Origin of the sequence: Desulfospira joergensenii DSM 10085 (assembly GCF_000420085.1) — a bacterium.
GTDB lineage: Bacteria > Desulfobacterota > Desulfobacteria > Desulfobacterales > Desulfobacteraceae > Desulfospira > Desulfospira joergensenii.
In genome coordinates this window covers 1,227,514-1,250,678 of sequence record NZ_ATUG01000001.1, presented here as the reverse complement: position 1 = coordinate 1,250,678, position 23,165 = coordinate 1,227,514, and the positions used below count along the sequence as shown (strand labels likewise).

Sequence of the window (23,165 nt, the reverse complement as noted above, 5' to 3'; positions counted from 1 at the left end):
TCTCCTGATTTCATGCAAAATCCATTTCCACATCCACCTCCCCGCCGCCGGACCGGATGAGTTTGGCGTCCGGGTACTGGCGCTGGAACACGTTGAGCATTTTCTTGTTTTCCGCCAGGGTGGTGGCTATGAATTTTTTATAGTTGTTTTCCCGGGCAATGGATTCAAGGGACTGGAGCAGGAAGGTGGCAATTCCCATGCCGTGGAGGTCTTCCTTGACCAGGAAAGCCACTTCCGCCTCGTATTCCCCGATTTCGGCATAGGAGCCGATGGCCACGATCTGTTTGCGCTTGCCCAGCTGCATGAGGCCGATCAGGGTCATGTTCCTCTGGTAGTCCACCTCGGCCCACTGCCGCTGGAGCATCTCCCTGGAAAAGACCTTGCGCTTGTTAAAGAACCGGTAGTAGATGGAGGTCTCCTGAAGGGAGTAGTAAAAGTGGCGGGATTCAAATTCATCCGAGGGAAAAAGGGGCCGGAACTCCACATTCTTCCCGTTTGGAAGTTTCAGGGAATAGGTATAGGAATCCAGAAAAATCAGGTCCTGGGTGGTGGGGGGGAGTTGGTCCGGGAAGATATAGTGGCGTTTCTTGGCCTCTTCAATCAATCCCTTGCGGAATTTGGGATGGGCGATTTGGGCCAGTTCAATGACCCGCTGGTAAATGCTTTTCCGCCTCATTTCAGCGATGCCGTATTCCGTGACAATGATGTCGATGTCCCCCCGGGTGGTGGCCACGCCCGCCCCTTCACTCAGATGGGGCACGATTCTAGAGACTTTTCCGTCCTGGGCCGTGGAGGGGATGATGATGATGGAAAATCCCCCCTTGGACAGGGCCGAACCCCGGATGAAATCCACCTGGTCGCCGATGCCCGAATAAAAGAGATATCCCTTGGAATCGGTACAGGCCTGGCCGGTGAGGTCCACCTCCAGGGCCGAGGAGATGGAGATGAAATTGTCGTTTTTGGCAATGACATTGGGATCATTCACAAATTCCGAGGATTTGAAATAGAACATGGGGTTGTTGTCCACGTAATCGTACAAGGCCTTGGATCCCATGCACAAAGAGGCCACCACCCGGTCCTGGATATAGTTTTTCTTCCGGTTGGTGATCACCTTCTGCTTGAACAAAGGCAGAAGCCCGTCGGTGATGACCTGGGTGTGTAGGCCCAGATCCTTTTTTTCCGACAGATAGGGAACCACGGCGTCGGGAAGGTGGCCGAATCCGATCTGAAGGGTAGACCCGTCGTCCACCAGCATATTCACGTAGTGGGCGATTCTTTCCACAATGGTTTGATTTTTCAGAACGGACCGGGACTCCAGCAGGGGCTCCTCATATTCCACAATATAATCGAGTTCATCGATGTGGACCACTGAATCCCCCCAGGTCCTGGGCATCTGGGGGTTGACCTGGGCAATGACGATCTCGGCATTTTTCATGCCCGAAAGGGTGATGTCCACGGAAATGCCCAGAGAGCAGTATCCGTGCTCATCGGGCGGGGAGATCTGGATCATGGCCACATCCAGCCCGATCTCCTGGGTTTCAAAGATCCTGGGAATCTGGGAGAGGTAGACCGGGATATAATCGATTTTTCCTTCAAAGGCAGACTGGCGCATGAGAACGGAGATGAAAAAAAGCTTGATGGAAAACCGGGACAGAAAATTGGAATCATTGATATACTGCGCCAGGGTGGAGGAGAGCATCTGGTAGATCACGATGTCCTGGATGGTGCGATCTTCCACCATGGCCTTGATCAGGCATTGGGGCTCGCCGCATCCGGTGCCGATAAAGACCCTGGAGCCGTTTTTGATTTTTTTGACGCTCTTGGCCGGCGTGAGAAGCTTGTCCGGGCATTCCTGACTGAGATCCATGAATTCCTCTCCTGTGTAGACTGACAAGGGAACGATCCCCGGGCCCGGATGCATGTTTAAAAACCGATGCATTTGAAATCGATTCAGGGCCGGGGGCAAAACAGAGTGCGCACCCATTTTAGTAGATCTCTATCAAAGTCCCGGAAAAACGGCAATTTAAAATTTTGTTTTTCCGGCCGGATCAGGGTAAAGGGGTCTTTCCATTGTACAGGGTCACCCCGGGCGGGATCTTGTCCAGGGAAAAACCCTTGGGCTTGGTCATCCTGGGGTCCTCATGGATGCTTTTCATCAATTCCTCCCGATGATCGGGATGGGAGATGGCCGCAATGGCCAGGCCCTTGAACCCCATGGTCAGATCCCTGAGATCGGCAATCCCGTACTCCGTGACCAGGACGATTCCGTCATAGGCCGAAGCGGTCAGGGTAATGCCCGATGGGCAGGCCGGAACGATCTTGGCCTGGCCGTTCCTGGCCCGGGTCTTCATGGCAATGATGGGGGTTCCAAAGGACTTATATGCCAGGGCCCGGACAAAATCGGGCTGCCCCCCGACCCCGCCGTAATACTTCTTGGGATCAATGAAATCAGCCCAGACATTGCCGGTGAGATCCACGCCGATGGCCGTGTTCACCGACAAAAACCTTCCGCAGGCCTGGATGGTGTGGGCGGCATTGGTATACATGCAGGGCCTCATCTGGACCTGGGACCTTCCGTTTACATAGTCGTAGAGCTCCCTGGAGCCCATGACCAGGCTGGTGGTGGAGTAGCCGGTATTGATCTTTTTTCTCTTATTGTTGATGATACCCTTTTTCTGTAGATACATGAGGCCGTCCCCGTAGAGTTCGGTCTGGGCCCCCAGGTCCTTGTACCCGGATCCGGCAATCACCCCGACCACGGCATCCGGGATCTTCCCGATCCCGGTCTGGAGGGTCATCCCGTCCTCAAGAAAATGCTCGGTGATCAGCTCCCCGATCCGTTTTTCCTCATGGCCCAGATTTTCAAAATCCGGGGCGTCAAAGGAGTAGACCGGCTTGATCCCGTCTTTGATGATATAGTCGATGTCTGTTTCCGCAATTACGCTTTGCCCGTGGGTAAAGGGCATGGACGGATCCAGCTCCGCAATGACCAGGGAGGCGCTCTCCAGGGCCGCATGGACGGCATCCACGGAAAGCCCCAGGGAGTATTCCCCGGTCCCGGGGTTTTGGCTCACCTTCATGATGACGAGATCTGCGGCATAGCCGCATTCTTTGCCGATGAGGCGGTCCATGGTTCCCAGGGTGCAGGGCAGGTAATAGGCCCGGCCCTCGTCCGCGGCTTTTCTGACCTCTCCCCCGGAAAAGATGGAATAGGCCTTGACCCGATCCTGGAGGCCCTCTTCCACGTAAGGGATCGGCCCGTGGAGCAGGATATGGAGCATCTTCATAAAGGGCAGCTTCCCGGACTCGGCCTTGATGGCCTCGGTCAGGGCTTCGATACTGGCCGTGGGCGTGGCGGCATTGGACCCGATATAGCAGTTGATGTTTTTCCGGTGCCCCAGATGGGCTTCAATGGTCTCTCCGATCTCTCCGAGTTTGATGATGGCGGGGCTGTTTTTCATATCCTGTCCTCAAAGGGGATTCATTGTTAAGATCATGGGCCTTATCCGTTCCCATACTATAAGAGCAAAAAGAAAGAGGGGCAAGGAGATTCCCTTACAGGACGGTCAAAACCTCCGGGCTCCCATGGTTTTCCGGCCCAGGATTTACAATGATCCCATAAGATTGTAAAAAGAGGGATCATGACAGGAAATTTAAATGAAATCATCATATAAAAACTGGGGGATGATTCCCCGGGAACATGATCTTGCATTTCCCTGCGACCAATGCGGAAAAAATTTTTCCGATACCTATTTCCGGGGGATCACCATCCATGCGGAACCCAAAAGGATTTTTCCTTGGCTCTGCCAGATGAGGGTTGCCCCGTACAGTTACGACTGGATCGACAATCTGGGGCGGAAAAGCCCCCAGAGATTGATCCCGGGCCTGGACCGGCTTGAAATTGGGCAGAAGATCATGTTTATCTTTGATCTGATTGATTTTCAGCAGAACGTCCACCTTACCCTCCGCCTGGACAAAAGATTGCGGAAGGTGTTCGGCGACACCATCATCACTTATATGATTTTCCGGCAAAAGCAGGATGTTTCCAGACTCCTTGTAAAAATTCTTGTCAGATATCCCCGGGGGATTGCAGGGATTTTGCTGGACAAGCTCCTTCCCCCCGGGGATCTCATCATGATGCGGAGGCAGCTGATCAACTTTAAGGGCCTTTCGGAAGAAGGCTCTGCAGGAACAAAGGATAAAGGATAGGACATGGCAGATTCTTTTGATGTTCTCATCATCGGTGCCGGTGCATCCGGACTGATGTGCGCTGCCCAGGCAGGATTTAGGGGAAAAAAGGTCCTGGTCCTGGATCACGGCTCTGCCCCGGGAAGAAAGATCCTCATGTCCGGGGGCGGGCGGAGCAATTTCACCAACACCCAGGTCAGTTCCGGGCATTATCTCTCTTCCAATCCCCATTTTTGTAAATCAGCCATTTCCAGGTATACTTCCCGGGATTTTATCGATCTTGTTGCAAGATACGGCATCTCCTTTGAAGAGCGGAGTCACGGCCAGCTTTTCTGTGTTGAAAGCGCTTCCCAGCTCCTGGATATGCTTCTGGCGGAATGCCGGCAGGCCAAGGTGAACATTCGGATGGACACCCCAGTGGAAAAAATCAAAAGCCTGTTATCTCAAACAGATCCTGAGGATACCCCCCGGTTCCGGATCCATACCGGATCCGGGAAAATTGATACCCGATCCCTGGTCATTGCCACGGGCGGGGTCAGCATCCCGGGGGTGGGGGCCACTCCCTTCGGTTATAAGGTGGCCGAGCAGTTCGGCATTCCCATTGTCCCGGTCCGGCCGGGCCTGGTTCCCTTTACCCTGCAGCCAAAAGATAAAAAAAATCTCCAGCCTCTGTCCGGGATCTCCGTGGATGCAAAGGTGAGCTGTCCATCGGCGGTTTTCACGGAGAAGCTTCTCTTCACCCACAGGGGATTGAGCGGCCCGGTGATCCTTCAGATCTCTTCCCATTGGCAGCCCGGGCAGACCATTTTCATTGATCTTCTGCCCTTTGGCAGCCTGGAAGAGACCTTTAAAAAGGAACAGGGAACCCGGCCCAAAAAACAGGTAAGATCAATTCTTTATGGGAGGCTTCCCAAACGCCTGGTGGATATCCGCCTGCAAGGCTTTCCGGCGGACCGGGCCATCGGCTCCGTCTCCCATGACCAGATCCGCCAGATCGCCTCAGCCTTTCATGAATGGCAGATCAAGCCCGGGGGAACCGAAGGAAATAGAACCGCTGAAGTCACCCTAGGCGGTGTGGACTGCAACCATATCTCATCCAAGACCCTGGAGGCCGGGGATGTCCCGGGCCTCTTCTTTATCGGGGAGGTCCTGGATGTGACCGGCTGGCTGGGAGGCTATAATCTCCAGTGGGCCTGGTCATCCGGGTATTGTGCCGGGCAGTATGTCTGAAGAACATACCGATAGTCCTTTCTCCGCCTTGACAGAAGATCTCCTGACCTGATAGCCTGGACAGCAGTAAGAAACTATGATCCGGCAGGTGATTTACCGTCCGGAAAAGACCTGCGAATATGAAATTCTGAGACAATCCCAAAATTAATTTTGATTCCCTTAAGGTTGACCGCTTGAACTATTCAATCACCCAAAAAATTGGCGGACTTTCCACCATACTGCTTTCCTTCCTTCTTGTTGTAATCCTTTATTCCGTTTTCAAGCTGGACCAGATTGACATGGAGATGCGGGAAGTCACGGAGATTGACCTCCCCCTGACCGAATTGATGAACGAGATTGAACTGCTCCAGCTGGAGCAGCATCTCTGGATGGAGAAGATCCGTGAGAAAAATTCCGGGCTGATCCTGGAGGAAAAGGACAAAACCGATTTCATGGGCCGGTTCAATGCATATTCCCGGAATCTGGGCAAGTATTTTGACAGCATTGTTCATATCATTCAGACGGGCCTGTCATCGGGGCGTATCCGTTTGAAATTTGAAAAACACCGTTCCGTGATCCACTCGGTTATGCAGCTCCATGAGCAGCGGCTCAAATTTGAAAACCAGGTAAAAGAAACGCCATTCAATACCCTGGGAAAAAATTCACGGGAGTGGCTTAATCTGGAGGATCTGGCGGACCGTTTGGATGAGCAGGTAGGGGGATTGCTCCTGGATGTGGAGCATCTGACCCAGGGCATTGCAGAGTATGCCGAGAAACATGAAAGGGAGTTTATGTTCATCAACGCCGCACTTGGGGTCAGCGCACTTTTCATCGGGGTGTATCTGACGATTTGCATCATCCAGACCCTCCGCCGGCGGATCGGGCAGATCCAGGGAGAAATCCAGTCCCTGCAGCATTCCATTACCAGCCGGAAGACCCCGGATAGGAAGAAGCAAAAGAAATCCAGGGAAAAAGATGAACTGGCAGATCTGGAAAAGGCCCTGGAAGAAGTGACGGAGAAACTCTCCAAAGAATTTCTCAACAGGGATGAGGCGGAACAAAAGCTCATGGAACTGGCCACCCGGGACAAGCTGACAGGGGCCTGGAACCGGCACAAGTGGGATGAGCAGCTTCAGGTCGAACTCAACCTGGCGGCCAGGGGAGGCAGGCTGGGAATGCTTTTGCTGGATGTGGATCATTTTAAAGCGGTGAATGACAGGTACGGCCACGATGTGGGGGATAAAGTGCTCAGGGAGCTGGTCGGACAGATGATGAAGCGGCTCAGGGCAGGGGATCAGGTCTTCCGCCTGGGCGGAGAAGAATTTGCCGTCCTGCTCCGCCATATCCGGGAGGAGGGTGCGGTTTCCCTTGCCGACGCCATCCGCTCAAAGATTGAACACTTCACCCAAAAGGGCCTGCCCCGGTTTACCGTCAGTGTGGGCGTAAGCCTCTACCGGGATGGGGATGATGCGGAAACCCTTCTGAAAAGGGCTGACCAGGCCCTTTACCGGGCCAAGGAAAACGGACGGAATCAAGTCGGTTTTGAGTCATTACCCTAGGAAATTTTTTTAGCTTGGCTGTGGGGCTGCAGTTCATTTTATCCTTATCTTTCGGCTATACCAACTTCAATTCTGAAAACATGGAATGAACCCGGCATCGGGATGGATGGAGCATGCGCCGCTGCCAGCCCCATTCCCTCCCGCTGCCTGATCCGCCGGGTTTGCGAGGGGCATAGGCTTTGGGGATCATGCTGAAATCAGTTTTTGTGTTTCGTGTTTTGGATAGATTTTTATTTGCAGGCTGTTAAAAAAGGTGTTATGAGCTTTTGGGTTGAATTGAATCTCATTCCTGTTGGGAAGCGATGAAACATATGAAGATAAGAAAAGCATCCAGTTCTGAAAACATGGAATGAACCCGGCATCGGGATGGATGGAGCATGCGCCGCTGCCAGCCCCATTCCCTCCCGCTGCCTGATCCGCCGGGTTTGCGAGGGGCATAGGCTTTGGGGATCATGCTGAAATCAGTTTTTGTGTTTCGTGTTTTGGATAGATTTTTATTTGCAGGCTGTTAAAAAAGGTGTTATGAGCTTTTGGGTTGAATTGAATCTCATTCCTGTTGGGAAGCGATGAAACATATGAAGATAAGAAAAGCATCCAGTGCAGATAAAGAAAATATTTCAAGGCTCCATATTGCTTCCATCAGGGAATTGTGCGCCAAGCATTATACCCGTGAGCAGTTAAACGCCTGGACCCGTATCCTTACGCCTTCTGTTTACGATCAAGCTTTGAAGGAAAAGATATTTTTGGTTGCATATGATTCACAACAGGATTTACTGGGACTGGGGATTTTAGATGCCGGAAACGCAGAAATCAGCGCAGTTTATATTCATCCCGATGCTGCCGGAAAAGGGATTGGATCGAATCTCCTGAATGAACTTGAGAAGATAGCTCGAAACAGCAATCTTTTTAAAATCACCGTCCATTCCACATTAAACGCAAAAGGCTTTTATATGGCTCACGGATACGCAGAACAAGAATTAACCTTTCACAATTTGCCGGACGGCTCAAAACTTGAGTGCATTCGAATGAACAAAGATCTATTGAAAGATGCCGGATAGCGACAGTGAGAGACTGTAAAAATCTGCCTTCCCCTATGCCCCGCGTTGGGAAAAATAATGAAATATCTCGCCTCCAGATAACAGTCCTGCTGTTACTTAATCGGAACCACAAAAATCTGCTGAATCTTATAAAATAGTCGGTTTGAACCCGGCAACGGGATGGAAGGGGCGTGCAGCTAAATCCCCAACCCCCGTCCTGGGCGTTGGGGAAGCGGAAATCCCCGGGGGTTTTTCCGTCCTGGAACCCCAGGGGATTAACGCCGCTGCCCGCCCCTTCCATCCCGCTGCCGGGTCCGCCGGGTTTGGCGGACTGATAATCCCGGCAGATCATGCTCAGTTCAGTTTGGGTCGTTTCTTTATGGTTTGGTTGAATTTTTATTTTAATTGCAGGCTGTTAGAAAAGGTGTTATGGAACTTTAAATAGAATTGAATCCCATTCTGGTTGGATATTCTTCAATTTTTCATGATATGTGGCTGGCTATACAAATTATGAGTGATATCCGGATCTGAACAATTCCTTGTTGAATTTTGAAAGTAATAAATGAGATCATGAAAGGAGACGAGCCGATGCCAACACCAATATATTACCATTTTAAGCAGCGATTCAATGTACCCGCCCGCAAGGCATTTGAATGGTGTACAACCTATACTCCCGGAGATCATGCCCTCATGGGTGCGAAGGACGCCGGCCGGAAAATCGAGCACATCACCGACCGAACAATCATTTTGACCGATACATTCAGCATCGGAGCTGACAATCAAATTGAAAAGCAAAAGCTCGTACAGATTTATCCGGATATACTATTCTGGACAAATACGCACATTAACGGGCCGGCTATACATTCGCAGTTTATTTATCAAATCACTGCAGAAACAGATAATATCTCAAACCTGGATTTTAGGGGTCTATTCCTTGACTATGGGGACAAAAAGATTAGTGAATCAGATACCGCAAAACTGGTCGAGGAAACCTGCAAAGAGGACGCAAGAGCCTGGAAACTCTTGGCCAAAGCTATGGAACAGGACATTTGTTAATATCACGACGATGTTTTTATCCAAAGGGGTCAAGCCAACGTTTGACCCTTGCTCGAAAATATCTCAACAACGGACATGCTGACGGGCAAGCCGCAGATGTCTAAAGTTCACGGAGGCTGCGCAGCCGTGAATGCGGTGCCCCTGGTCCCGTGGCCTTGCGCCGGAACCAGGAGCTGGACCGGACTCCACACAGCACCAAAATCAAGCGAGGCAACCATGGATAACGAACGGCTTAAAATTTGGATCGGGTTTGTCAAATTTTTATTGGGTACGGTTATTCTTGGTCTTGTGACGACATTTGTAAATAATGAAATACAGAACAGGGAAATTGAGCTCAAAGAGATTGAGCAGCTGGGAAAGTTCATTGATCATGCATTGACGGAGGACGTGGGGGTCAGAAAGAGATTTGCCCATTATTTTTCAAAGGTCACACGGTCTGAGCGGCTTCGGGAGAGGTGGTCGGAATATTATGCTGATGTGGAAAAGGAGTTTCTTGCCACCCAGGAGAAAAAGCAGAAGATCGAAGAGAGGCTGGCATCCAATGAAAAACTTAAACCCGAGGTCCGGGCAAATCTGGTTAAGCAGGCCGCCGTTCTGGAAGAGGCCTTAAAACCGATTCCCTCCCAGAGAGGGGAGCAGGTGCTCCAGGCCCAAAAGATACTCATCGCTCTCGGGTATTCCATTGATTCTGCGGATGGATTTGCCGGCCCCCAGACCCGGTCGGCAGTCAAGGATTTTCAATCCAGATCAGGTCTTCGGGCAGATGGAATGATCGGGGCGGCTACATATGACAGGCTTGTAAAGGAAAGAGAAAATATATTGATCCGGGAAATAAAAGAGAAAATCAAAAAAGAGGGAAAGATCAATAAAATCTCGTTAATCAAATGGATCCGGAGCGAGACCGGCTGGGGCCTGAAAGACTCCAAAGAATTTGTTGACGGTGTGCTGGAGCTTGATATCGAATCTGAAAACAAATAGTTTTTGCACTGGGAAAAACAAAAGGAGTGATAAAATGCGCCAGGTATTCATCGCCTTAATATTCTTATTTTCAATGATTGATTCTGCCTCGGCCCATAGCTGGATGGCTCCGGAAAGTGAAGCGAATCGGAAAAATCCGAATCCGGCTTCTGAAGAGTCCATTAAAAAGGGACAGGATTTATTTACGCTAAACTGCCGGGATTGTCATGGACTATCAGCTAAAGGACTCAGTAAGAATGAAACAGGCTTGTCAAAAGATACGCCTGATCTGCCAAAGCGGTTAAAGACGCATTCGGACGGGGATTTTCACTGGAAAATCATTCATGGGAAAGGGGATATGCCCTCTTTTAAAGATGAGATCCCGGAGAGGGAGATCTGGGATATTGTTAATTATATCAACTCATTAAAATAATCATTATCCTGCCGGTCAAATGTTCTGCCCGATTCTTGGGTGCCGGCTGAATAGCTTCAGGCGTAGGGGGATAAGATGGGTATCGTGAGTATCCTCATGGAACTGGAAGAAAAAGGACTGCAGAACGATGCGGTCCAGATGGATAAATCAAAAAAATATCTGAACATCACAAGGGATACCGGTGAGTTTTTAAGGGTCCTTGTCCGGGCCTCGGGCGCAGGAAAAATTCTGGAGATCGGCACGTCCAACGGCTACTCAACGATCTGGCTGGCCTCATCGGTTCCGGCCGGGGGAAGGGTTACGACCATTGAGCATTCCGAAGTAAAATCCAGGGAAGCCCGGCATAATTTGAAGAGGGCCGGGCTTTTTGAGAAAGTCGTTCTAAAGCAGGGGGATGCCCGGGCATTGCTTCAGGGAATGGAGGAAGAATATGATCTGATCTTCCTGGATGCGGATCGTTCAAAATATATGGACATGGTAAAGGATATCCTCAGGCTGCTGAAACCGGGCGGCCTTATCGTGTGTGACAATGCCGTATCCCATGCATCTGAATTGTCCGGATTCATGGAACATATCCGGTCACTGAAAGGATTTTCAACTTCCCTGGTTCCCGTGGGCAAGGGGGAGTTTCTGGCCCATAAGCCGGTGGAGGCCGGGACGGACTGATCCTCAGCCTTTTCAACTTCTCAGGGCTTGCCCCTGCTTCGGACCATTATCGGCTTTCCAATTCCTCTGCTGAATGGTATGAACAGCCTTTATATTTAAAACCAATTCACTTTCAGGAGTTAAAAAATATGCCAAAGGCCTGTGATTTGAAAAAAGGGCACGTGGTGGAGATCAACGATGAAGCCTTTATCGTGAAACATATTGAGGTCAGGACCCCTTCGGCCCGGGGGGCGGTCACCCTTTACAAGGTGAGATTCAGCAATATCAGGACCAAACAGAAGTACGAGGCCGGTTACAAGGGCAATGACCTGCTCAGCGAGGTCGATCTCCAGCGCAAGCCGATTCAATACCTTTATCCGGACGGGGATTTCCACGTTTTCATGGACAGCCTGGAATACGGCCAGTACATGATTGCAGCCGATGCCATTGAAGATGAGATCGTCTGGCTCACCGACGGGATGGAGGATATCGTGGGGCTGATCATTGATGAGAACATGGTGGCCATTGAGATTCCCAATTCCCTGGTCTTTGAGATCACGGAAACCGCTCCGGGCATCAAGGGGGCCAGCGCCACGGCCCGGACCAAGCCGGCCCTTCTCTCCAACGGGGTGGAGATCCAGGTGCCCGAGTATCTTGGGCCCGGGGAAAAGGTAAAGGTCAATACGGAAACCCGGAAGTTTATGTCCCGGGCCTGAGTCTTTTTGCTCTTAAGGAAATCCCTTACTCCAGCTTCCCTTTTAACATCTCCCCCAGTCCGGCAAAGGGATTGGTGGTGCCTCCTTTGTCTGAAGAGGAATCCGAAGCCGCGTCACCATAGGCATCGGCAACCTGATCCCGGGAGTGTTCATTGTCATGGCAGTAAATGCAGAGCAGCTCCCAGTTGCTGCCGTCGGGCGGATTGTTGTCGTGGTTGTGGTCTTTATGGTGAACCGTAAGTTCCTTCAGACGTTTGCCCTCGAATTCACGGCCGCAGTGGGCGCAGATCCAGGGATAGAGTTTAAGGGCGCGTTCCCGGTAGGTTTTTTCCCGTTCCTGCTGGGTCCTGCGGACCTCTTCAAGTATTTTTTTGCTGTTGTCCTTTGCAGACATAATGGCGGCTCCATGGTTTTGATTCTTTTGAAGGATATAATGCATCAATATTTTGAATCTGACAATACCCGGCAGGGCAGAATCCCGGGAAAAACCGGGCCGGGCTCAAAGAGGTTCTGTTTTTCAGGGCCGGCCTGTATACCCGTTCGGGGAAGGAAGGGATAAATGAGGATTTTACATACCCCCCGCAGATCCGGAGGGATTTTATGATCCCCTGGGAAGAGATCGACCGGGCCAAAGTTCCGGGCCAGGACAATGACCTGGTTCTCCGCCGGCGGGGGGAGGAATTGTCCATCCGGACCGGGGGGACGGAACTGATGAACAGCCGGGTTCACGGATCTGAGGAGGCCCTGGCCGGGCTGGCCCTGGACAGGTTCCCTCAAAGGCCCGGTCTGAAGATCCTGGTGGGGGGGCTGGGCATGGGCTATACCCTGGCCGCGGCCCTGGCACGGGCCCCCAGGGATGCGGAAATCCTCGTGTCTGAGCTGATCCCGGCTGTGGTTTCCTGGAACCGGCTTTACCTGGGTCATCAGGCCGGACATCCCCTGGAAGATCCCCGGGTCCGGGTCAAGCAGGGGGATGTGGCAAAAGAAATCCAAAGAGACAAGGCTGCCTGGGATGCCATTCTCCTAGATGTGGACAACGGCCCTGCCGGGCTGACCCGGAAATCCAACAACAAGCTCTATACCCGGGCGGGCCTTAGAGCGGGTTTTCAGGCCCTGGTTCCGGGAGGGATTCTCGGGGTCTGGTCTGCAGGGGATGACAGAACATTCACCCGCAGACTTGACTCCTGCGGATTCCACACAGAGGTGGTTCCTGTCCGGGCCCGGGCCGGGGGAAGAGGAAGCCTCCACAGGGTCTGGATCGCTGAGAAACCCGGCCCGCCTCCCCTTGGATCTTCGGGTTAAGCGGCTTTTTGTCCCAGGGATTCCCGGGTCTTTGCCACCTCAGAATTCTCCATATACTCATCAAAGGCCATGGACCGGTCGATAAGGCCTTTTGGAGTGATCTCAATGATCCGGTTGGCCACGGTATTGACAAATTCATGGTCATGGGAGGTAAAGAGCACCACCTCCGGGAATTGAACCAGGCTGTTGTTCAGGGCGGTGATGGATTCCAGGTCCAGATGGTTGGTGGGTTCGTCCAGGATCAAAACATTGGACTGGGCCAGCATCATGCAGGAGAGCATACAGCGGACCTTTTCCCCGCCGGACAGGACATGGGTTTTTTTCAGGGCCTCTTCCCCGGAAAAGAGCATCCTTCCCAGAAAGGTCCGGGCAAAGCTTTCCCCCTCCTTGGGCGGGGCAAACTGCAGAAGCCAGTCAATGAGATTCAGGTCCTGGGTGAAAAACTCATTGTGCTCCTTGGGAAAATAGGAACGGCTGATGGTGGTCCCCCACCGAAAGCTGCCCCTGTCCGGTTCCATCTCCCCTCCGATGATCTGGAAAAGGGCGGTTTTGGCCGGGCTGTTCTTTCCCATGAAGGCGATCTTATCCCCCTTGTTCACCGTAAAGCTGACATTGTCCAGAATCTTTTCCCCGTCAATGGTCTTGGAAAGTCCTTCCACTTCCAGGATGATATTGCCGCAGGGCCGCTCCGGGGTAAATCGGATAAAGGGATATTTTCTGGAGGAGACGGGCATGTCTTCGATGGTGAGTTTTTCCAGAAGTTTTTTCCGGGAGGTGGCCTGTTTTGATTTGGAGGCATTGGAGGAGAACCGCCGGATAAAGGCCTTGAGTTCATCGGCCCGGTCCGTGATTCTCTTGTTGTCGGCCTGTTTCTGTTTCAGGTTGAGCTGGCTGGCCTGGTACCAGAAATCATAGTTGCCCACGTAGACCGCAATCTGGCCGAAATCAATGTCTGCAATATGGGTGCAGACCTGGTTCATGAAATGGCGGTCATGGGAGACCACGATGACGGTGTTCTTGAACCGGAAGAGAAAGTCTTCCAGCCAGGCAATGGATCTGATGTCCAGGTTGTTGGTGGGCTCGTCCAGCAAAAGCACATCCGGATTCCCGAACAGGGCCTGGGCCAGTAATACCCGGACCTTTTCGCCCCCTTCAAGCTCCTTCATCTTCCTTGGATGGAGATCTTCCGGGATCCCCAGGTTCTTCAGGAGAACGGCCGCCTCGGATTCGGCCTCATACCCGTTCATCTCCTCGAATTCAATTTCAAGCTCTCCGGACCGGATTCCGTCTTCATCGGAGAAATCGGGCTTGGCATAGATGGCATCCCTCTCCTTCATGATCCGGTAAAGCCTCTCATGCCCCATGATCACGGTATCCATCACGGTGTGGGCATCAAAGGCAAAGTGATCCTGCCTTAATACCGCGATCCTCTCCCTGGGCCCCAGGTTGACGCTGCCCCCGTCCGCTTCGATTTCCCCGGCAAGGATCTTGAGGAACGTGGATTTTCCTGCGCCGTTGGCGCCGATGAGCCCGTAGCAGTTCCCGGGCTTGAACATGATGTTGACCTCTTTGAACAGGATCCGCTTCCCATAGGACAGGGAGATGTTTTCTGCACTGATCATATTTTGTTTTCCTTGTATTCAATAAAAAAACCACAGGAACCTGTCCTGTGGTAAAAAAGCGGACTGCATACTGCCGGTTTTTTGAATGAAAAGCAAGCCTTTTTTCAAGAGCCCGATCCGTACAGATAGATCTTTCCGGGCCGCTGCCCTGGGGATGTTTTTTTAACCCCTCCTATCGGAGCAGAAGCACGGAGGAGTTGTTGACTTTTAAAAGCCGGGAGACTTTGCTGCTGGGGAAGACACTTTCAAAGATGGATTTCTTCCCCATCCAAAGGGCCATGAGTCCCCAGCGGGCCTGCTGGGAAACAAAGCGTTCCAGGGAGGAGAGCTTTACCGTTTCTATGGAAGGATAGATGTTCCGGGCAACGTAATACTTGAGCAGGGCAGAGAGTTTTGCCCCCAGTTTTTTGTCCATTTTTCTGCCGTCCGTCAGCACCACGATTTCCAGACCGGAGTGGAACAGGGTCACCATCTGGTTGATCATTTCAAGGGAGGCCTGGGTGATATTGGTGTGATCCAGGCAGCAAAGAACCCTTCTGATCTTTTTTTCCGCCTTGATGATCAGGACCGAACAATCGGCATTTCTTGCCACTTTTAACGGGATGTCGCCGGCCCCCTGCCAGTCGCATTTTTTTTCACTGCATCCCATGACGATGAGGTCGCTTCCCATCTGCCGGGCTTCTTCAAGGATCTCCTTTGCCGGATCCCCCCGTCTCACCCGGGTTTTGATCTGTTTGCGGATTCCGCCCTGCAGATTTTTGTTGTTCCGGCCCGGAGAATAGGGAAGGGCCTCCGGATCAAAATGATCCATAAAGCTGTTGTGGTATGCCTTTAATGTCGTGTCAATGGCGGATTTTTTTTCCACTCCCAGAATGGTGATATCTGCCCAGGTATTCTCGCCCAGCCGTTCCACCTGGGGCATGGCCGTGAGGCTGTATGGGTGTTCATCCGCGGCAAATAGAATTCTCATTGTTCATCCCTTCATGATAATGTGGATTTCCTGTCCGGGCAGAAGAGCATGGGGCAGGGAGACATGGCCAGCAGCCGGGCCATGGGATCACGGATTTCCGGTACAAAAGAGACCACAAGGGCATAATCCCGGACAAAACCGGTCAGACCGTCCGGGGAGCCCTTGACGGTGCGTACCCGGCCGGCCCTTTGGGCCGGCTTGGATATGCCGGTGCCGAGTTCGGTGAGGAAGTCAGCATCGTTTTCAAGGATGAGGGGTTCATCTGCTGAAGATTCGAAATGGCAGACCAGGATATCCAGGTCCCCCGGCATTTTGTTTAACAGACTGGAAAGCCAGGAAAGCCCCAGGGGCATTGTCTCCGGCGTCCCGATGATCAGGGTCCCGGAGCCCGGAGCCGCCAGATTTTTAACCAGGAGGGCCGGGCAGGGCAGATGCCGGTAGAGGCGTGAATTGAGTTTTTCCAAAAAGAGATCCGGTTCAAAGGAATGAAGCATTCCCTGGATGAAAAAACCGTAATTTCCCCGGCTCAGTTCTTTGAAGATCACCTGGTCCCTGTCTCCGGAAATGATTAGAGGGTCCGAGTCCGTGTAGCAGTAGAGAAATTCTCTTCGGACCATTTTGGCGATTTTGTTTGCGGAATTATCCACCACCACATCTTCCCATTTGTTCCGGACCCATCCGTTGCCCGGGGCCCGCCCGTATTCCTTAAGGTCCGGGATGTGAACAGCCCTCATGGTGAAGGGGATGGATTTTTCCAGCTGGCAGGCATATCTCAGGGCGATCCTGGAAGCCAGGTCATCCTGCACCTCGATCAATACGTCCGGCATCATGTCATTTGCCCTCCATTTCCCGAAATTGCATTAATGGCCAGCGGCCTGTAAGGCCTCTTCAGCATTTTGAACCGCCTGGTGGATCTCCTTTAATTTAAAGGGCTTTGAAATAAAATCAAAGGCTCCCTTGGTCAGGGATTCCCGGGCCACTTCCAGGGTGGCATATCCCGTGATCATGATCACCTTTGTCCGTTCACTCTTTTTTCTTACGGTTTCCAGAACCTGGATCCCGTTTATCTTATCCATCCGGATATCTAAAATGACCACATCAAATTTTTCTTCCTGGATCCGGTCCATGGCCCTGGCCGGGTCGATAAATATTTCCAGGTTGTGACCGTTTTTTTCCAGGGAGGATTTCAACCGTTCCCCCACAATTTTTTCATCATCCAGAACCAGTATTTTAAGTGACATGGCAATCTCCTTTTTTTTATTTCAGGTCCGGGGATAAAACAGGTGATGGGGTTTTGACCACCCGGATGCTTTGTTGAAGTTTTCTGCGCTGGCGGTATGCCCGGATGACGTTGAACAGGATGAGAAGGGTTCCTGTGATGCCGCTGGCAAATAAAAAGAACTTGCTGGTATTGTTAAAGTACACATCCAGGCCGGGATCCATATCGACAAGTCCCAGTTGGCGCAGGTACATGGGGATGGCAATGGCCCGGCTGATTACGCAGAGAAGGATGATCAGGCTGGTGACCAGCCGGATATACCGTTCGTTTACGACTTTAACCCCGTATACGCCCAGGTAGATGCCGACCAGGGAACCCAGGTACATCAGCATGGTCAGCCTGAGATCCACAAATCCCTGGAATGCATAGCTCAAGGCTCCGTAAGCCCCCATGAACATGGCCAGATAGAGTTCCGTTCCTGCGGCAACCGCCGTGGGAACACCGAAAACATAGATCATGGCCGGAACGCCGATAAAACCTCCTACGCCGATGGTTCCGGCAAGGTAGCCGGTGGCGATGCCCACGGGCAGAAGAACCCATAAACTGACCTTGGTATCGGCAACCTTGAAGTAGATCATGGGCGGCAGGTTCAACTTGGAAAGGGCGTCGGCGATTTTTCTGGAGGGACCGGCATCGCCCTCTTCGCCCTTTGATCCCTTGAGGACATCCCACAGCATGGACACGGCCACAAGGGAGAGGATCAAGGCAAATACCAGGCTGATGTAAAGGTTGGCCCCCGCCCCTTTTGAGGCCCCGTGTCCGGTTCCGCCCTTGAACAGGAAACTGTTGATGAGAACGGCCAGCTGGATGCCGACAACCGCCGTAACCAGGACAAAAAGGGCCAGCTTTTTATCCACATTCCCGGCTTCTCCGTGCTTGTGGGAGCCGACCATGGCCTTTCCGAATTTGTGGGTGATGTTGCTGGCAACGGCAATGACGCCTTCAACCCCCAGGTTCATCATACCCGGGGTCATGAAGAATGCGCCGCCGCTTCCGATGAATCCGCTCAAGACCCCCCCGATAAAGCCCAGCAAGACAACCTGGAGGGCGGTTCCGGTACTGATATGGATGAAATTTGCAATGAAATGTTCCATGTTTTCCTCTTTATATCTGCTTAGTCAATATCAATGAGCTTGAGAACCAGCCCGGTTACCGTTCCGTATACATAGGCCACGATGGGAACAAACAGGGCCACCCCGATGGCCGCCGCCCATTTGAACTTGGCGTGAAGGTCTCCGCCCAGGATGTCCAGGATCGGCTTCTGAAAGGTAAAAACCAGTCCGTAGATCAGGAGGGAGGCCAGGGCAAATGTCAGCAGCTTGAGCGCCTGGGCCTTGCCAAAAAGAAACTTGGAGTGGAGTTCCTTTGAGGTGATGACCGGCGCCTTGAGCCTTTCCTTAAGGGTCATGCCCAGCTCTCTTGTCTCACGGGTGGAGGTTTCATGGCCCTTTGAAAGGAAAATGTCGCCCAGAATGATCAAAGAGTAGTTGTTGTTGTCCTTGACCGCATCGATCACATCCCGGCCGCCGCCGGAGACGGAAAAGCCCCCGGCGGAACGCCCGATGGCCACCAGTTCGTCCACGGTCTGCAAAAGGCCGTGATCGTTGACCGCTGGATAGGGGTCGTCGTCTTCCACCCCCCCGGTATAGGCTGCAGGTTCGGCCAGGCCGTTGTTTTCCATGGGGGCCAGCTGGCCCACCTGGCTGCCGCTGGAATCCAGTTGCAGGAGTTCTATGGCCGCCCCCCATCTTTTGGCCAGGGAGGTGACCTGATCAAAATTTTCTCCCCTGGGGTCAAAATTCTCCTGTATCCATAGGATGTTGGTCTCCGCCATGGTGCAGATGTTTTCCCGGCAGCCTTTCAGTCCCCGGAGCGCCTGGGAAATATTGTCTGCGGCAGCCACCTGCCGGGGCATGTAGGTCACGGTTACAACCCCGTTTACGGCCCTGACCCCGAGATCGAGTCCAGAGGTGGCCGGATTCCGGGCCAGGTGGATTTTGGCGTTGGCGGCCAGGCACCGGTCATCCAGTTTCCTGCTGCTTTCCATGGTGGGTTTGAAGACCGGCAGGGCAGCGGTTTCATCTAGGATGGAAGCGGCATTCTCCAGGGTCAGGTGGCTGAGGTTTAAAAACAGGTCGTAGCTGGACGGGTTCTGCAGGCTCTCCTGGTGGATATAATGGACCCATTTTTCAATGTCCTCGTCCAGCTGGTCCAGATAGTCCCTTGCCTTTGCCCTTGTAAGATTGAGATCTCTCATGACATTTTCAACCCGTGTGTCTATAGGGGTTTCCAGCCCGACCCGGATCACTCCGGGAATCCCGGGCAGGAGAAGATGTGCAGCCCTGCCATGGTAAATCAGGCTTTGGCCTTTTGACTGTTCGCAGAGGATCTTGGTGACCAGGGCAAGGTAGAGTCCCTTTTCCCGGGCCAGTTTTTCACTGATCACAGGGGATTTGATAATGGAGGTTTCAAGCCGGCTCAGCCGGATTCCGGTTTCATGGGCCTTCTGGGCCACCAGTTCCCTGCTGTAAAGCGGCCAGTCTGTCTTTTCTGACAGGTTCTGGGCCAGCTTTAGGCCTGAACCGTGGGGCGCACTGGAGATCAATACAATGGACATGTTGCTTCACCTTTTTGCCTTGGGTTAATATGTTATCCTTTTTTCGACCTTTATCACCTGGGCCGTAATTTTTGGTTTCATGCTTCTCAAGACGCTTTCCATGGGCTCGTCTCCCGGACTGATAACGATCAGGCCGATGTGTTCGGCAGCAATAAAATTTGACAGTTCTGTTTTCAACTGACCCTCGGCAAGGTGGAAGGATACGGGAATGCCCTCTTCGCATGCATTTTTAACGATCCTGAGGCAGGCATTTTCAATGGGTGCCGGCTGATCCGGGGCGGTCCCGGCCTCTGTAAAAAAGAGAACAAAGATCTTTGCCCTGACTCTCTCGGCCAGGGCAAAGGAGTGGTATAATGCCTTTAGATCCGAGCTGTGCCTGCAAACGGGGACGAGGATGTTTTCCGTATTCATCGGGTTCCTTTGCTTTTCTTCATCAGGGCCTTGCCACAATCCTACCAAACAAAAGATATGCCATTGATCAAAAGCTCTATGATTACAAGATTTTATTGAATTATGGGGCGGAAAGACAGGCAGGGGATGTTTCATGTTGAAACATGAAATTTGGGAGAAAGGCAAAATTTTTAGCCCAGGGACGGGGGATACAGGGAAAGGGGAAGGGTTTCAATTTGAAACAGAGGTTCAATCCAGGTGAAAGGATTTCATCTTGCGCCACAGGGTGGTCCGCGGCAGTTTCAGGATATCAGCCGCCCGGTTTTTCTGAAATCCTGTTTTTTCCAGGACCTTTAGGATATAGTCCCGTTCCACTTCCTCCAGGGATTTCCATCCGGCGTCATCTTCCAGGCTGGTAAATGTCAGATCGAGAATATCTCCGGGAAGGTCTTTGCAGGAGATCACCTTTTTTTCCGAAAGGGCCACGGCCCGCTCAACGATATTTTCCAGTTCCCGGACATTGCCGGGAAATGGATAGTTCTTCAGGGTCTTCAGGGCGTCGGGGGCGATCCCGGTGATCTGTTTTTTGAACCTGTGGTTGTACCGTTCGATAAAATGATGGATGAGCAGGGGGATATCTTCTTTTCTGTCCCGTAAGGGGGGCAGGGTGATGGATACGACATTGAGCCGGAAATAGAGGTCCTCCCGGAATTTTTTTTGTTCGACCTCCTGTTTGAGATCGCTGTTTCCGGCGGCGATCAGCCGCACATCGACGGGGATGGGCGTCACCCCGCCCACCCGGATCAGACTTCTTTCCTGGATGAACCGGAGCAGCTTGACCTGCATGGTCAGGGGCATGAGCCCCACTTCATCCAGGAAGATGGTGCCTTTGTCCGAAGATTCCAGCAGTCCGATCTTTGTGTCCACCGCCCCTGTAAAGGCCCCTTTTTCATGCCCGAACAGTTCATTGGCGATCAGTTCGTCGGTAAAACCGACGCAGGAAAACCCAATAAAGGGGTTTTCCCTCCTCTCTCCCAGAAAGTGGAGGGCCCGGGCCGTGAGTTCCTTGCCGGTGCCGCTCTCCCCCATGATCAGGACGTTGCAGTTCAGAGAGCAGATCTTTTTAATCAGGGCCATCACCTTCTGCATGGCCGGGGAGTGGCCGATGAGGTACTGCTCCCGGGACTGGGTGAAAAGCGCTTTTTTCAGGGCGCTGGTCTCCCGGATCAGCCGGACAGTTTCAAGGGCTCTTTGGGAAAGAGATGTCAGTTCCTCCGTCTTTACCGGTTTGATCACAAAATGGAAGGCACCGGACTGGATGGCCTGTACGGCCACATCCACGGAACCGTGGCCTGTGATCATGATGACCTGGGTTTCCGGGAATCTTTTTTTGACGGTTCTCAACAGGGTCATCCCGTCTATCCCGGGCAGCTTCAGGTCGCACAGGATCAGATCAAAGGAATGGTCCTGCATTCTTTTAAGGGCGGATTCCCCGTCTGGAAAGGTTTCAATATCAAAGTCGGTTCTCCGGAGCAGCCCTTTTTTAATTTCCCGGCAGGCAATGGGTTCGTCGTCAACGACGGCCACCCTCATGGGGGAATGATTTTTCGGGATTTCCATGCCTAGTTCTTTACAGGAAGGAAAATGGAAAAACAAGTGCCCTTGCCGGGCTCACTTTTTACCGTGATCCATCCGTTATGGCTTTTGATGATATTGTAGGTCACTGAGAGCCCCAGGCCTGTTCCTTCTCCCTCCTTCTTGGTCGTGAAAAACGGGTCAAAGACCAGGTCAAGCTGTTCCTCCGGGATACCGTCCCCGGTATCTGCCACATCGATTCGGATATACCCTTTGTGTGAGGGGTCTGTCTCCACGGTAAGGGTCAGGTCTCCGCCCCGGGGCATGGCCTGGATGCTGTTGAGCATCAGATTGACCAGGGCCTGCTGGAGACGGCTTTGATCGATCCATACCTTTGGCAGATTATCGCAGATTTGTTTATGGAAGGAAATTTGCTGGAGCCGGAGTTCGTTCCCAAGCAATTGTTTTGTTTTATCGATCATTTCAGACATGGAAATGGTTTTAAAATGTCCCTGGTCTGTCCTTGAAAACTCCAGCAAATTCTTTACAATATCGCTGGCCCGATCTGCCTGGGCCATTAAATCTGTGTACAGGGCTTTGCGCTCTTCCGGGGTCAGATTCTCTTCATCTTCGATTAAGGATTCCACCAGCAGGGAGGTATTGTTTATGGGGTTATTGAGTTCATGGGCAATCCCGGAGGTGAATGTGCCGATGGAGGCCATTTTTCTGGACTGCAACAGCTGTTCCTGCCGGGTCTCAATCTCTCTGACCATTTTGTTGAAGGCGAAGATGCACTGGAAGACTTCATTTTCCCCCCGTCCGGTGTAGGATATGGTTTCAAACACACCTTTCCCTGCTTTTTCTACAGCCTCATGCATCTTCCGGAGGGGCTCCAGGATCTCAGTCCGGGACATCTGCATGACCACCAGGATCAGAATGATGAATACCGTACTGAAGACAAAGGGCAGAAACAGCATCTGCCTCAAGACCCGGGTGAGCCGCTTCCGTTTTTCACGGATCAGCCTTTCGCTGAAACCGGTGAGGATCTTCCCCCTGGACTGGAGGGCCTGGGTATGGATCTCTGCCTTTTCTTCAACGGCGATTTCCTGTTCCAGGATGCGGCGGTACTCTTTTAAAGCCAGGCCGCACTCTTCGTATTCCTTCAGGGGCAGGACCATCTTCATCTCCTTTTCCAGCCCGGAAAACAGGGTCTCGGTTTTGGAAAGGTAATGGAGTATCTGCTTGAAGTGGACGGGTTTGCCCGTAAGAAAATAGTTTTTTTCATACCGGCGCAGTTCAAGGACATCGTCTTTAAAGTCGTTGAATTGCTGAATGATCCCGATTTTTTCTTCAAGGATGAAAACGTGGTAGTAGTCCAGGGCGGTGAGCCCGGCTGTAAATGAAAAACAGGCAAGAAAGATCATGATCAATCTGCTTCGGATGGTTTTCATCACATTCTCCTGCAGGGGTTGAGGATTTAAACCAGGGAGCTAAAATTCCGACGCCTTGTTCGACAGGATAAAACGGTAGAAAAGAAAACCTGGTTTGTCAAGGGCTCCTCGCATCGACCCGGGGCAATCGCGTGCAGATTGGCCGGCCGGACCTGAATT

22 protein-coding genes are annotated in these 23,165 nt (G+C 52.1%); 10 read left to right on the top strand and 12 right to left on the bottom strand.

Annotated elements, in window-relative coordinates; genetic code table 11:
- Positions 1–10: 10 nt before the first annotated feature.
- Both F608_RS0106285 and F608_RS0106280 read right to left on the bottom strand, forming a co-directional pair.
- Positions 11–1,867: a bifunctional acetyl-CoA hydrolase/transferase family protein/GNAT family N-acetyltransferase gene (locus F608_RS0106285; protein WP_022664765.1), complete on the bottom strand. Its 1,857-nt coding sequence runs from the start codon at positions 1,865–1,867 to the stop codon at positions 11–13.
- 181 nt (positions 1,868–2,048) lie between these two features.
- A complete protein-coding gene (locus F608_RS0106280; protein ID WP_022664764.1) occupies positions 2,049–3,461 on the bottom strand; it encodes an acetyl-CoA hydrolase/transferase family protein in 1,413 nt (470 codons plus the stop codon).
- Positions 3,462–3,657: 196 nt separating this feature from the next.
- Between F608_RS0106280 and F608_RS0106270 the strand changes: the two genes are divergently transcribed.
- The 9 genes from F608_RS0106270 to efpL all read left to right on the top strand — a co-directional run bounded on the left by F608_RS0106270 (position 3,658) and on the right by efpL (position 11,800).
- Positions 3,658–4,209 carry a hypothetical protein gene (locus tag F608_RS0106270; protein WP_022664762.1) on the top strand — a complete coding sequence of 184 codons (552 nt, stop codon included), beginning with the start codon at positions 3,658–3,660 and terminating at the stop codon, positions 4,207–4,209.
- A 3-nt stretch (positions 4,210–4,212) separates the two neighbouring features.
- On the top strand, positions 4,213–5,418 hold the full coding sequence (locus tag F608_RS0106265) for a BaiN/RdsA family NAD(P)/FAD-dependent oxidoreductase (RefSeq protein ID WP_022664761.1): 1,206 nt from the start codon (positions 4,213–4,215) through the stop codon (positions 5,416–5,418).
- Between the two features lie 173 nt (positions 5,419–5,591).
- Complete coding sequence (locus F608_RS0106260) at positions 5,592–6,956, top strand: GGDEF domain-containing protein (RefSeq protein WP_022664760.1); 1,365 nt, start codon at positions 5,592–5,594, stop codon at positions 6,954–6,956.
- A gap of 575 nt (positions 6,957–7,531) precedes the next feature.
- On the top strand, positions 7,532–8,014 hold the full coding sequence (locus F608_RS0106250) for a GNAT family N-acetyltransferase (RefSeq protein WP_161626826.1): 483 nt from the start codon (positions 7,532–7,534) through the stop codon (positions 8,012–8,014).
- Between the two features lie 549 nt (positions 8,015–8,563).
- Positions 8,564–9,049, top strand: a complete 486-nt coding sequence (locus F608_RS0106245) for a hypothetical protein (RefSeq protein ID WP_153307454.1) — start codon at positions 8,564–8,566, stop codon at positions 9,047–9,049.
- 96 nt (positions 9,050–9,145) lie between these two features.
- Positions 9,146–10,027 (top strand): peptidoglycan-binding protein, encoded by an 882-nt coding sequence (locus F608_RS0106240; RefSeq protein WP_161626825.1) that lies wholly within the window; start codon positions 9,146–9,148, stop codon positions 10,025–10,027.
- Between the two features lie 34 nt (positions 10,028–10,061).
- On the top strand, positions 10,062–10,439 hold the full coding sequence (locus tag F608_RS0106235; protein WP_022664755.1) for a c-type cytochrome: 378 nt from the start codon (positions 10,062–10,064) through the stop codon (positions 10,437–10,439).
- Between the two features lie 75 nt (positions 10,440–10,514).
- Positions 10,515–11,105, top strand: coding sequence for an O-methyltransferase (locus F608_RS0106230; protein WP_022664754.1), 591 nt, complete (start codon positions 10,515–10,517; stop codon positions 11,103–11,105).
- Positions 11,106–11,233: 128 nt separating this feature from the next.
- Positions 11,234–11,800 (top strand): elongation factor P-like protein EfpL, encoded by a 567-nt coding sequence (efpL, locus tag F608_RS0106225; protein WP_022664753.1) that lies wholly within the window; start codon positions 11,234–11,236, stop codon positions 11,798–11,800.
- Between the two features lie 25 nt (positions 11,801–11,825).
- Here the strand turns inward: efpL and F608_RS0106220 are convergent, their stop codons facing one another.
- Positions 11,826–12,194: a YajD family HNH nuclease gene (locus F608_RS0106220; RefSeq protein WP_022664752.1), complete on the bottom strand. Its 369-nt coding sequence runs from the start codon at positions 12,192–12,194 to the stop codon at positions 11,826–11,828.
- A 206-nt stretch (positions 12,195–12,400) separates the two neighbouring features.
- Here F608_RS0106220 and F608_RS0106210 point away from each other — a divergent pair, with 206 nt between their 5' ends.
- The gene (locus tag F608_RS0106210) at positions 12,401–13,102 is read left to right on the top strand and encodes a polyamine aminopropyltransferase (RefSeq protein WP_022664750.1); all 702 of its coding nucleotides are present in this window, start codon (positions 12,401–12,403) and stop codon (positions 13,100–13,102) included.
- Here the strand turns inward: F608_RS0106210 and F608_RS0106205 are convergent.
- The 9 genes from F608_RS0106205 to F608_RS0106160 form a co-directional block, all read right to left on the bottom strand.
- The gene (locus tag F608_RS0106205) at positions 13,099–14,724 is read right to left on the bottom strand and encodes an ABC-F family ATP-binding cassette domain-containing protein (protein WP_022664749.1); all 1,626 of its coding nucleotides are present in this window, start codon (positions 14,722–14,724) and stop codon (positions 13,099–13,101) included. The two genes, F608_RS0106210 and F608_RS0106205, sit on opposite strands and share 4 nt — an antisense overlap.
- A 172-nt stretch (positions 14,725–14,896) precedes the next feature.
- A complete protein-coding gene (locus F608_RS30905) occupies positions 14,897–15,694 on the bottom strand; it encodes a universal stress protein (protein ID WP_022664748.1) in 798 nt (265 codons plus the stop codon).
- An 11-nt stretch (positions 15,695–15,705) separates the two neighbouring features.
- Positions 15,706–16,524: a hypothetical protein gene (locus tag F608_RS0106195; RefSeq protein ID WP_022664747.1), complete on the bottom strand. Its 819-nt coding sequence runs from the start codon at positions 16,522–16,524 to the stop codon at positions 15,706–15,708.
- Between the two features lie 30 nt (positions 16,525–16,554).
- Positions 16,555–16,935 (bottom strand): response regulator, encoded by a 381-nt coding sequence (locus tag F608_RS0106190; protein ID WP_022664746.1) that lies wholly within the window; start codon positions 16,933–16,935, stop codon positions 16,555–16,557.
- 16 nt (positions 16,936–16,951) lie between these two features.
- Positions 16,952–18,067: a sulfite exporter TauE/SafE family protein gene (locus tag F608_RS0106185; RefSeq protein ID WP_022664745.1), complete on the bottom strand. Its 1,116-nt coding sequence runs from the start codon at positions 18,065–18,067 to the stop codon at positions 16,952–16,954.
- A gap of 20 nt (positions 18,068–18,087) precedes the next feature.
- Positions 18,088–19,590: a cytidylate kinase-like family protein gene (locus F608_RS0106180; protein ID WP_022664744.1), complete on the bottom strand. Its 1,503-nt coding sequence runs from the start codon at positions 19,588–19,590 to the stop codon at positions 18,088–18,090.
- Positions 19,591–19,614: 24 nt separating this feature from the next.
- Positions 19,615–20,001, bottom strand: a complete 387-nt coding sequence (locus F608_RS0106175; protein ID WP_022664743.1) for an adenine nucleotide alpha hydrolase family protein — start codon at positions 19,999–20,001, stop codon at positions 19,615–19,617.
- Between the two features lie 228 nt (positions 20,002–20,229).
- Positions 20,230–21,600, bottom strand: a complete 1,371-nt coding sequence (locus F608_RS0106165) for a sigma-54-dependent transcriptional regulator (RefSeq protein ID WP_022664740.1) — start codon at positions 21,598–21,600, stop codon at positions 20,230–20,232.
- Between the two features lie 2 nt (positions 21,601–21,602).
- The gene (locus F608_RS0106160; RefSeq protein ID WP_022664739.1) at positions 21,603–23,006 is read right to left on the bottom strand and encodes a sensor histidine kinase; all 1,404 of its coding nucleotides are present in this window, start codon (positions 23,004–23,006) and stop codon (positions 21,603–21,605) included.
- Positions 23,007–23,165 lie beyond the last annotated feature (159 nt).

Excerpts from the sequence above, each read along its gene's own strand:
- F608_RS0106285 (WP_022664765.1), bottom strand. The coding sequence starts at position 1,867 with ATGGATCTCAGTCAGGAATGCCCGGACAAGCTTCTCACGCCGGCCAAG.
- F608_RS0106280 (WP_022664764.1), bottom strand. The coding sequence starts at position 3,461 with ATGAAAAACAGCCCCGCCATCATCAAACTCGGAGAGATCGGAGAGACC.
- F608_RS0106270 (WP_022664762.1), top strand. The coding sequence starts at position 3,658 with ATGAAATCATCATATAAAAACTGGGGGATGATTCCCCGGGAACATGAT.
- F608_RS0106265 (WP_022664761.1), top strand. The coding sequence starts at position 4,213 with ATGGCAGATTCTTTTGATGTTCTCATCATCGGTGCCGGTGCATCCGGA.
- F608_RS0106250 (WP_161626826.1), top strand. The coding sequence starts at position 7,532 with ATGAAGATAAGAAAAGCATCCAGTGCAGATAAAGAAAATATTTCAAGG.
- F608_RS0106245 (WP_153307454.1), top strand. The coding sequence starts at position 8,564 with ATGAAAGGAGACGAGCCGATGCCAACACCAATATATTACCATTTTAAG.
- F608_RS0106240 (WP_161626825.1), top strand. The coding sequence starts at position 9,146 with ATGTCTAAAGTTCACGGAGGCTGCGCAGCCGTGAATGCGGTGCCCCTG.
- F608_RS0106235 (WP_022664755.1), top strand. The coding sequence starts at position 10,062 with ATGCGCCAGGTATTCATCGCCTTAATATTCTTATTTTCAATGATTGAT.
- F608_RS0106230 (WP_022664754.1), top strand. The coding sequence starts at position 10,515 with ATGGGTATCGTGAGTATCCTCATGGAACTGGAAGAAAAAGGACTGCAG.
- efpL (WP_022664753.1), top strand. The coding sequence starts at position 11,234 with ATGCCAAAGGCCTGTGATTTGAAAAAAGGGCACGTGGTGGAGATCAAC.
- F608_RS0106220 (WP_022664752.1), bottom strand. The coding sequence starts at position 12,194 with ATGTCTGCAAAGGACAACAGCAAAAAAATACTTGAAGAGGTCCGCAGG.
- F608_RS0106210 (WP_022664750.1), top strand. The coding sequence starts at position 12,401 with ATGATCCCCTGGGAAGAGATCGACCGGGCCAAAGTTCCGGGCCAGGAC.
- F608_RS0106205 (WP_022664749.1), bottom strand. The coding sequence starts at position 14,724 with ATGATCAGTGCAGAAAACATCTCCCTGTCCTATGGGAAGCGGATCCTG.
- F608_RS30905 (WP_022664748.1), bottom strand. The coding sequence starts at position 15,694 with ATGAGAATTCTATTTGCCGCGGATGAACACCCATACAGCCTCACGGCC.
- F608_RS0106195 (WP_022664747.1), bottom strand. The coding sequence starts at position 16,524 with ATGATGCCGGACGTATTGATCGAGGTGCAGGATGACCTGGCTTCCAGG.
- F608_RS0106190 (WP_022664746.1), bottom strand. The coding sequence starts at position 16,935 with ATGTCACTTAAAATACTGGTTCTGGATGATGAAAAAATTGTGGGGGAA.
- F608_RS0106185 (WP_022664745.1), bottom strand. The coding sequence starts at position 18,067 with ATGGAACATTTCATTGCAAATTTCATCCATATCAGTACCGGAACCGCC.
- F608_RS0106180 (WP_022664744.1), bottom strand. The coding sequence starts at position 19,590 with ATGTCCATTGTATTGATCTCCAGTGCGCCCCACGGTTCAGGCCTAAAG.
- F608_RS0106175 (WP_022664743.1), bottom strand. The coding sequence starts at position 20,001 with ATGAATACGGAAAACATCCTCGTCCCCGTTTGCAGGCACAGCTCGGAT.
- F608_RS0106165 (WP_022664740.1), bottom strand. The coding sequence starts at position 21,600 with ATGGAAATCCCGAAAAATCATTCCCCCATGAGGGTGGCCGTCGTTGAC.
- F608_RS0106160 (WP_022664739.1), bottom strand. The coding sequence starts at position 23,006 with ATGAAAACCATCCGAAGCAGATTGATCATGATCTTTCTTGCCTGTTTT.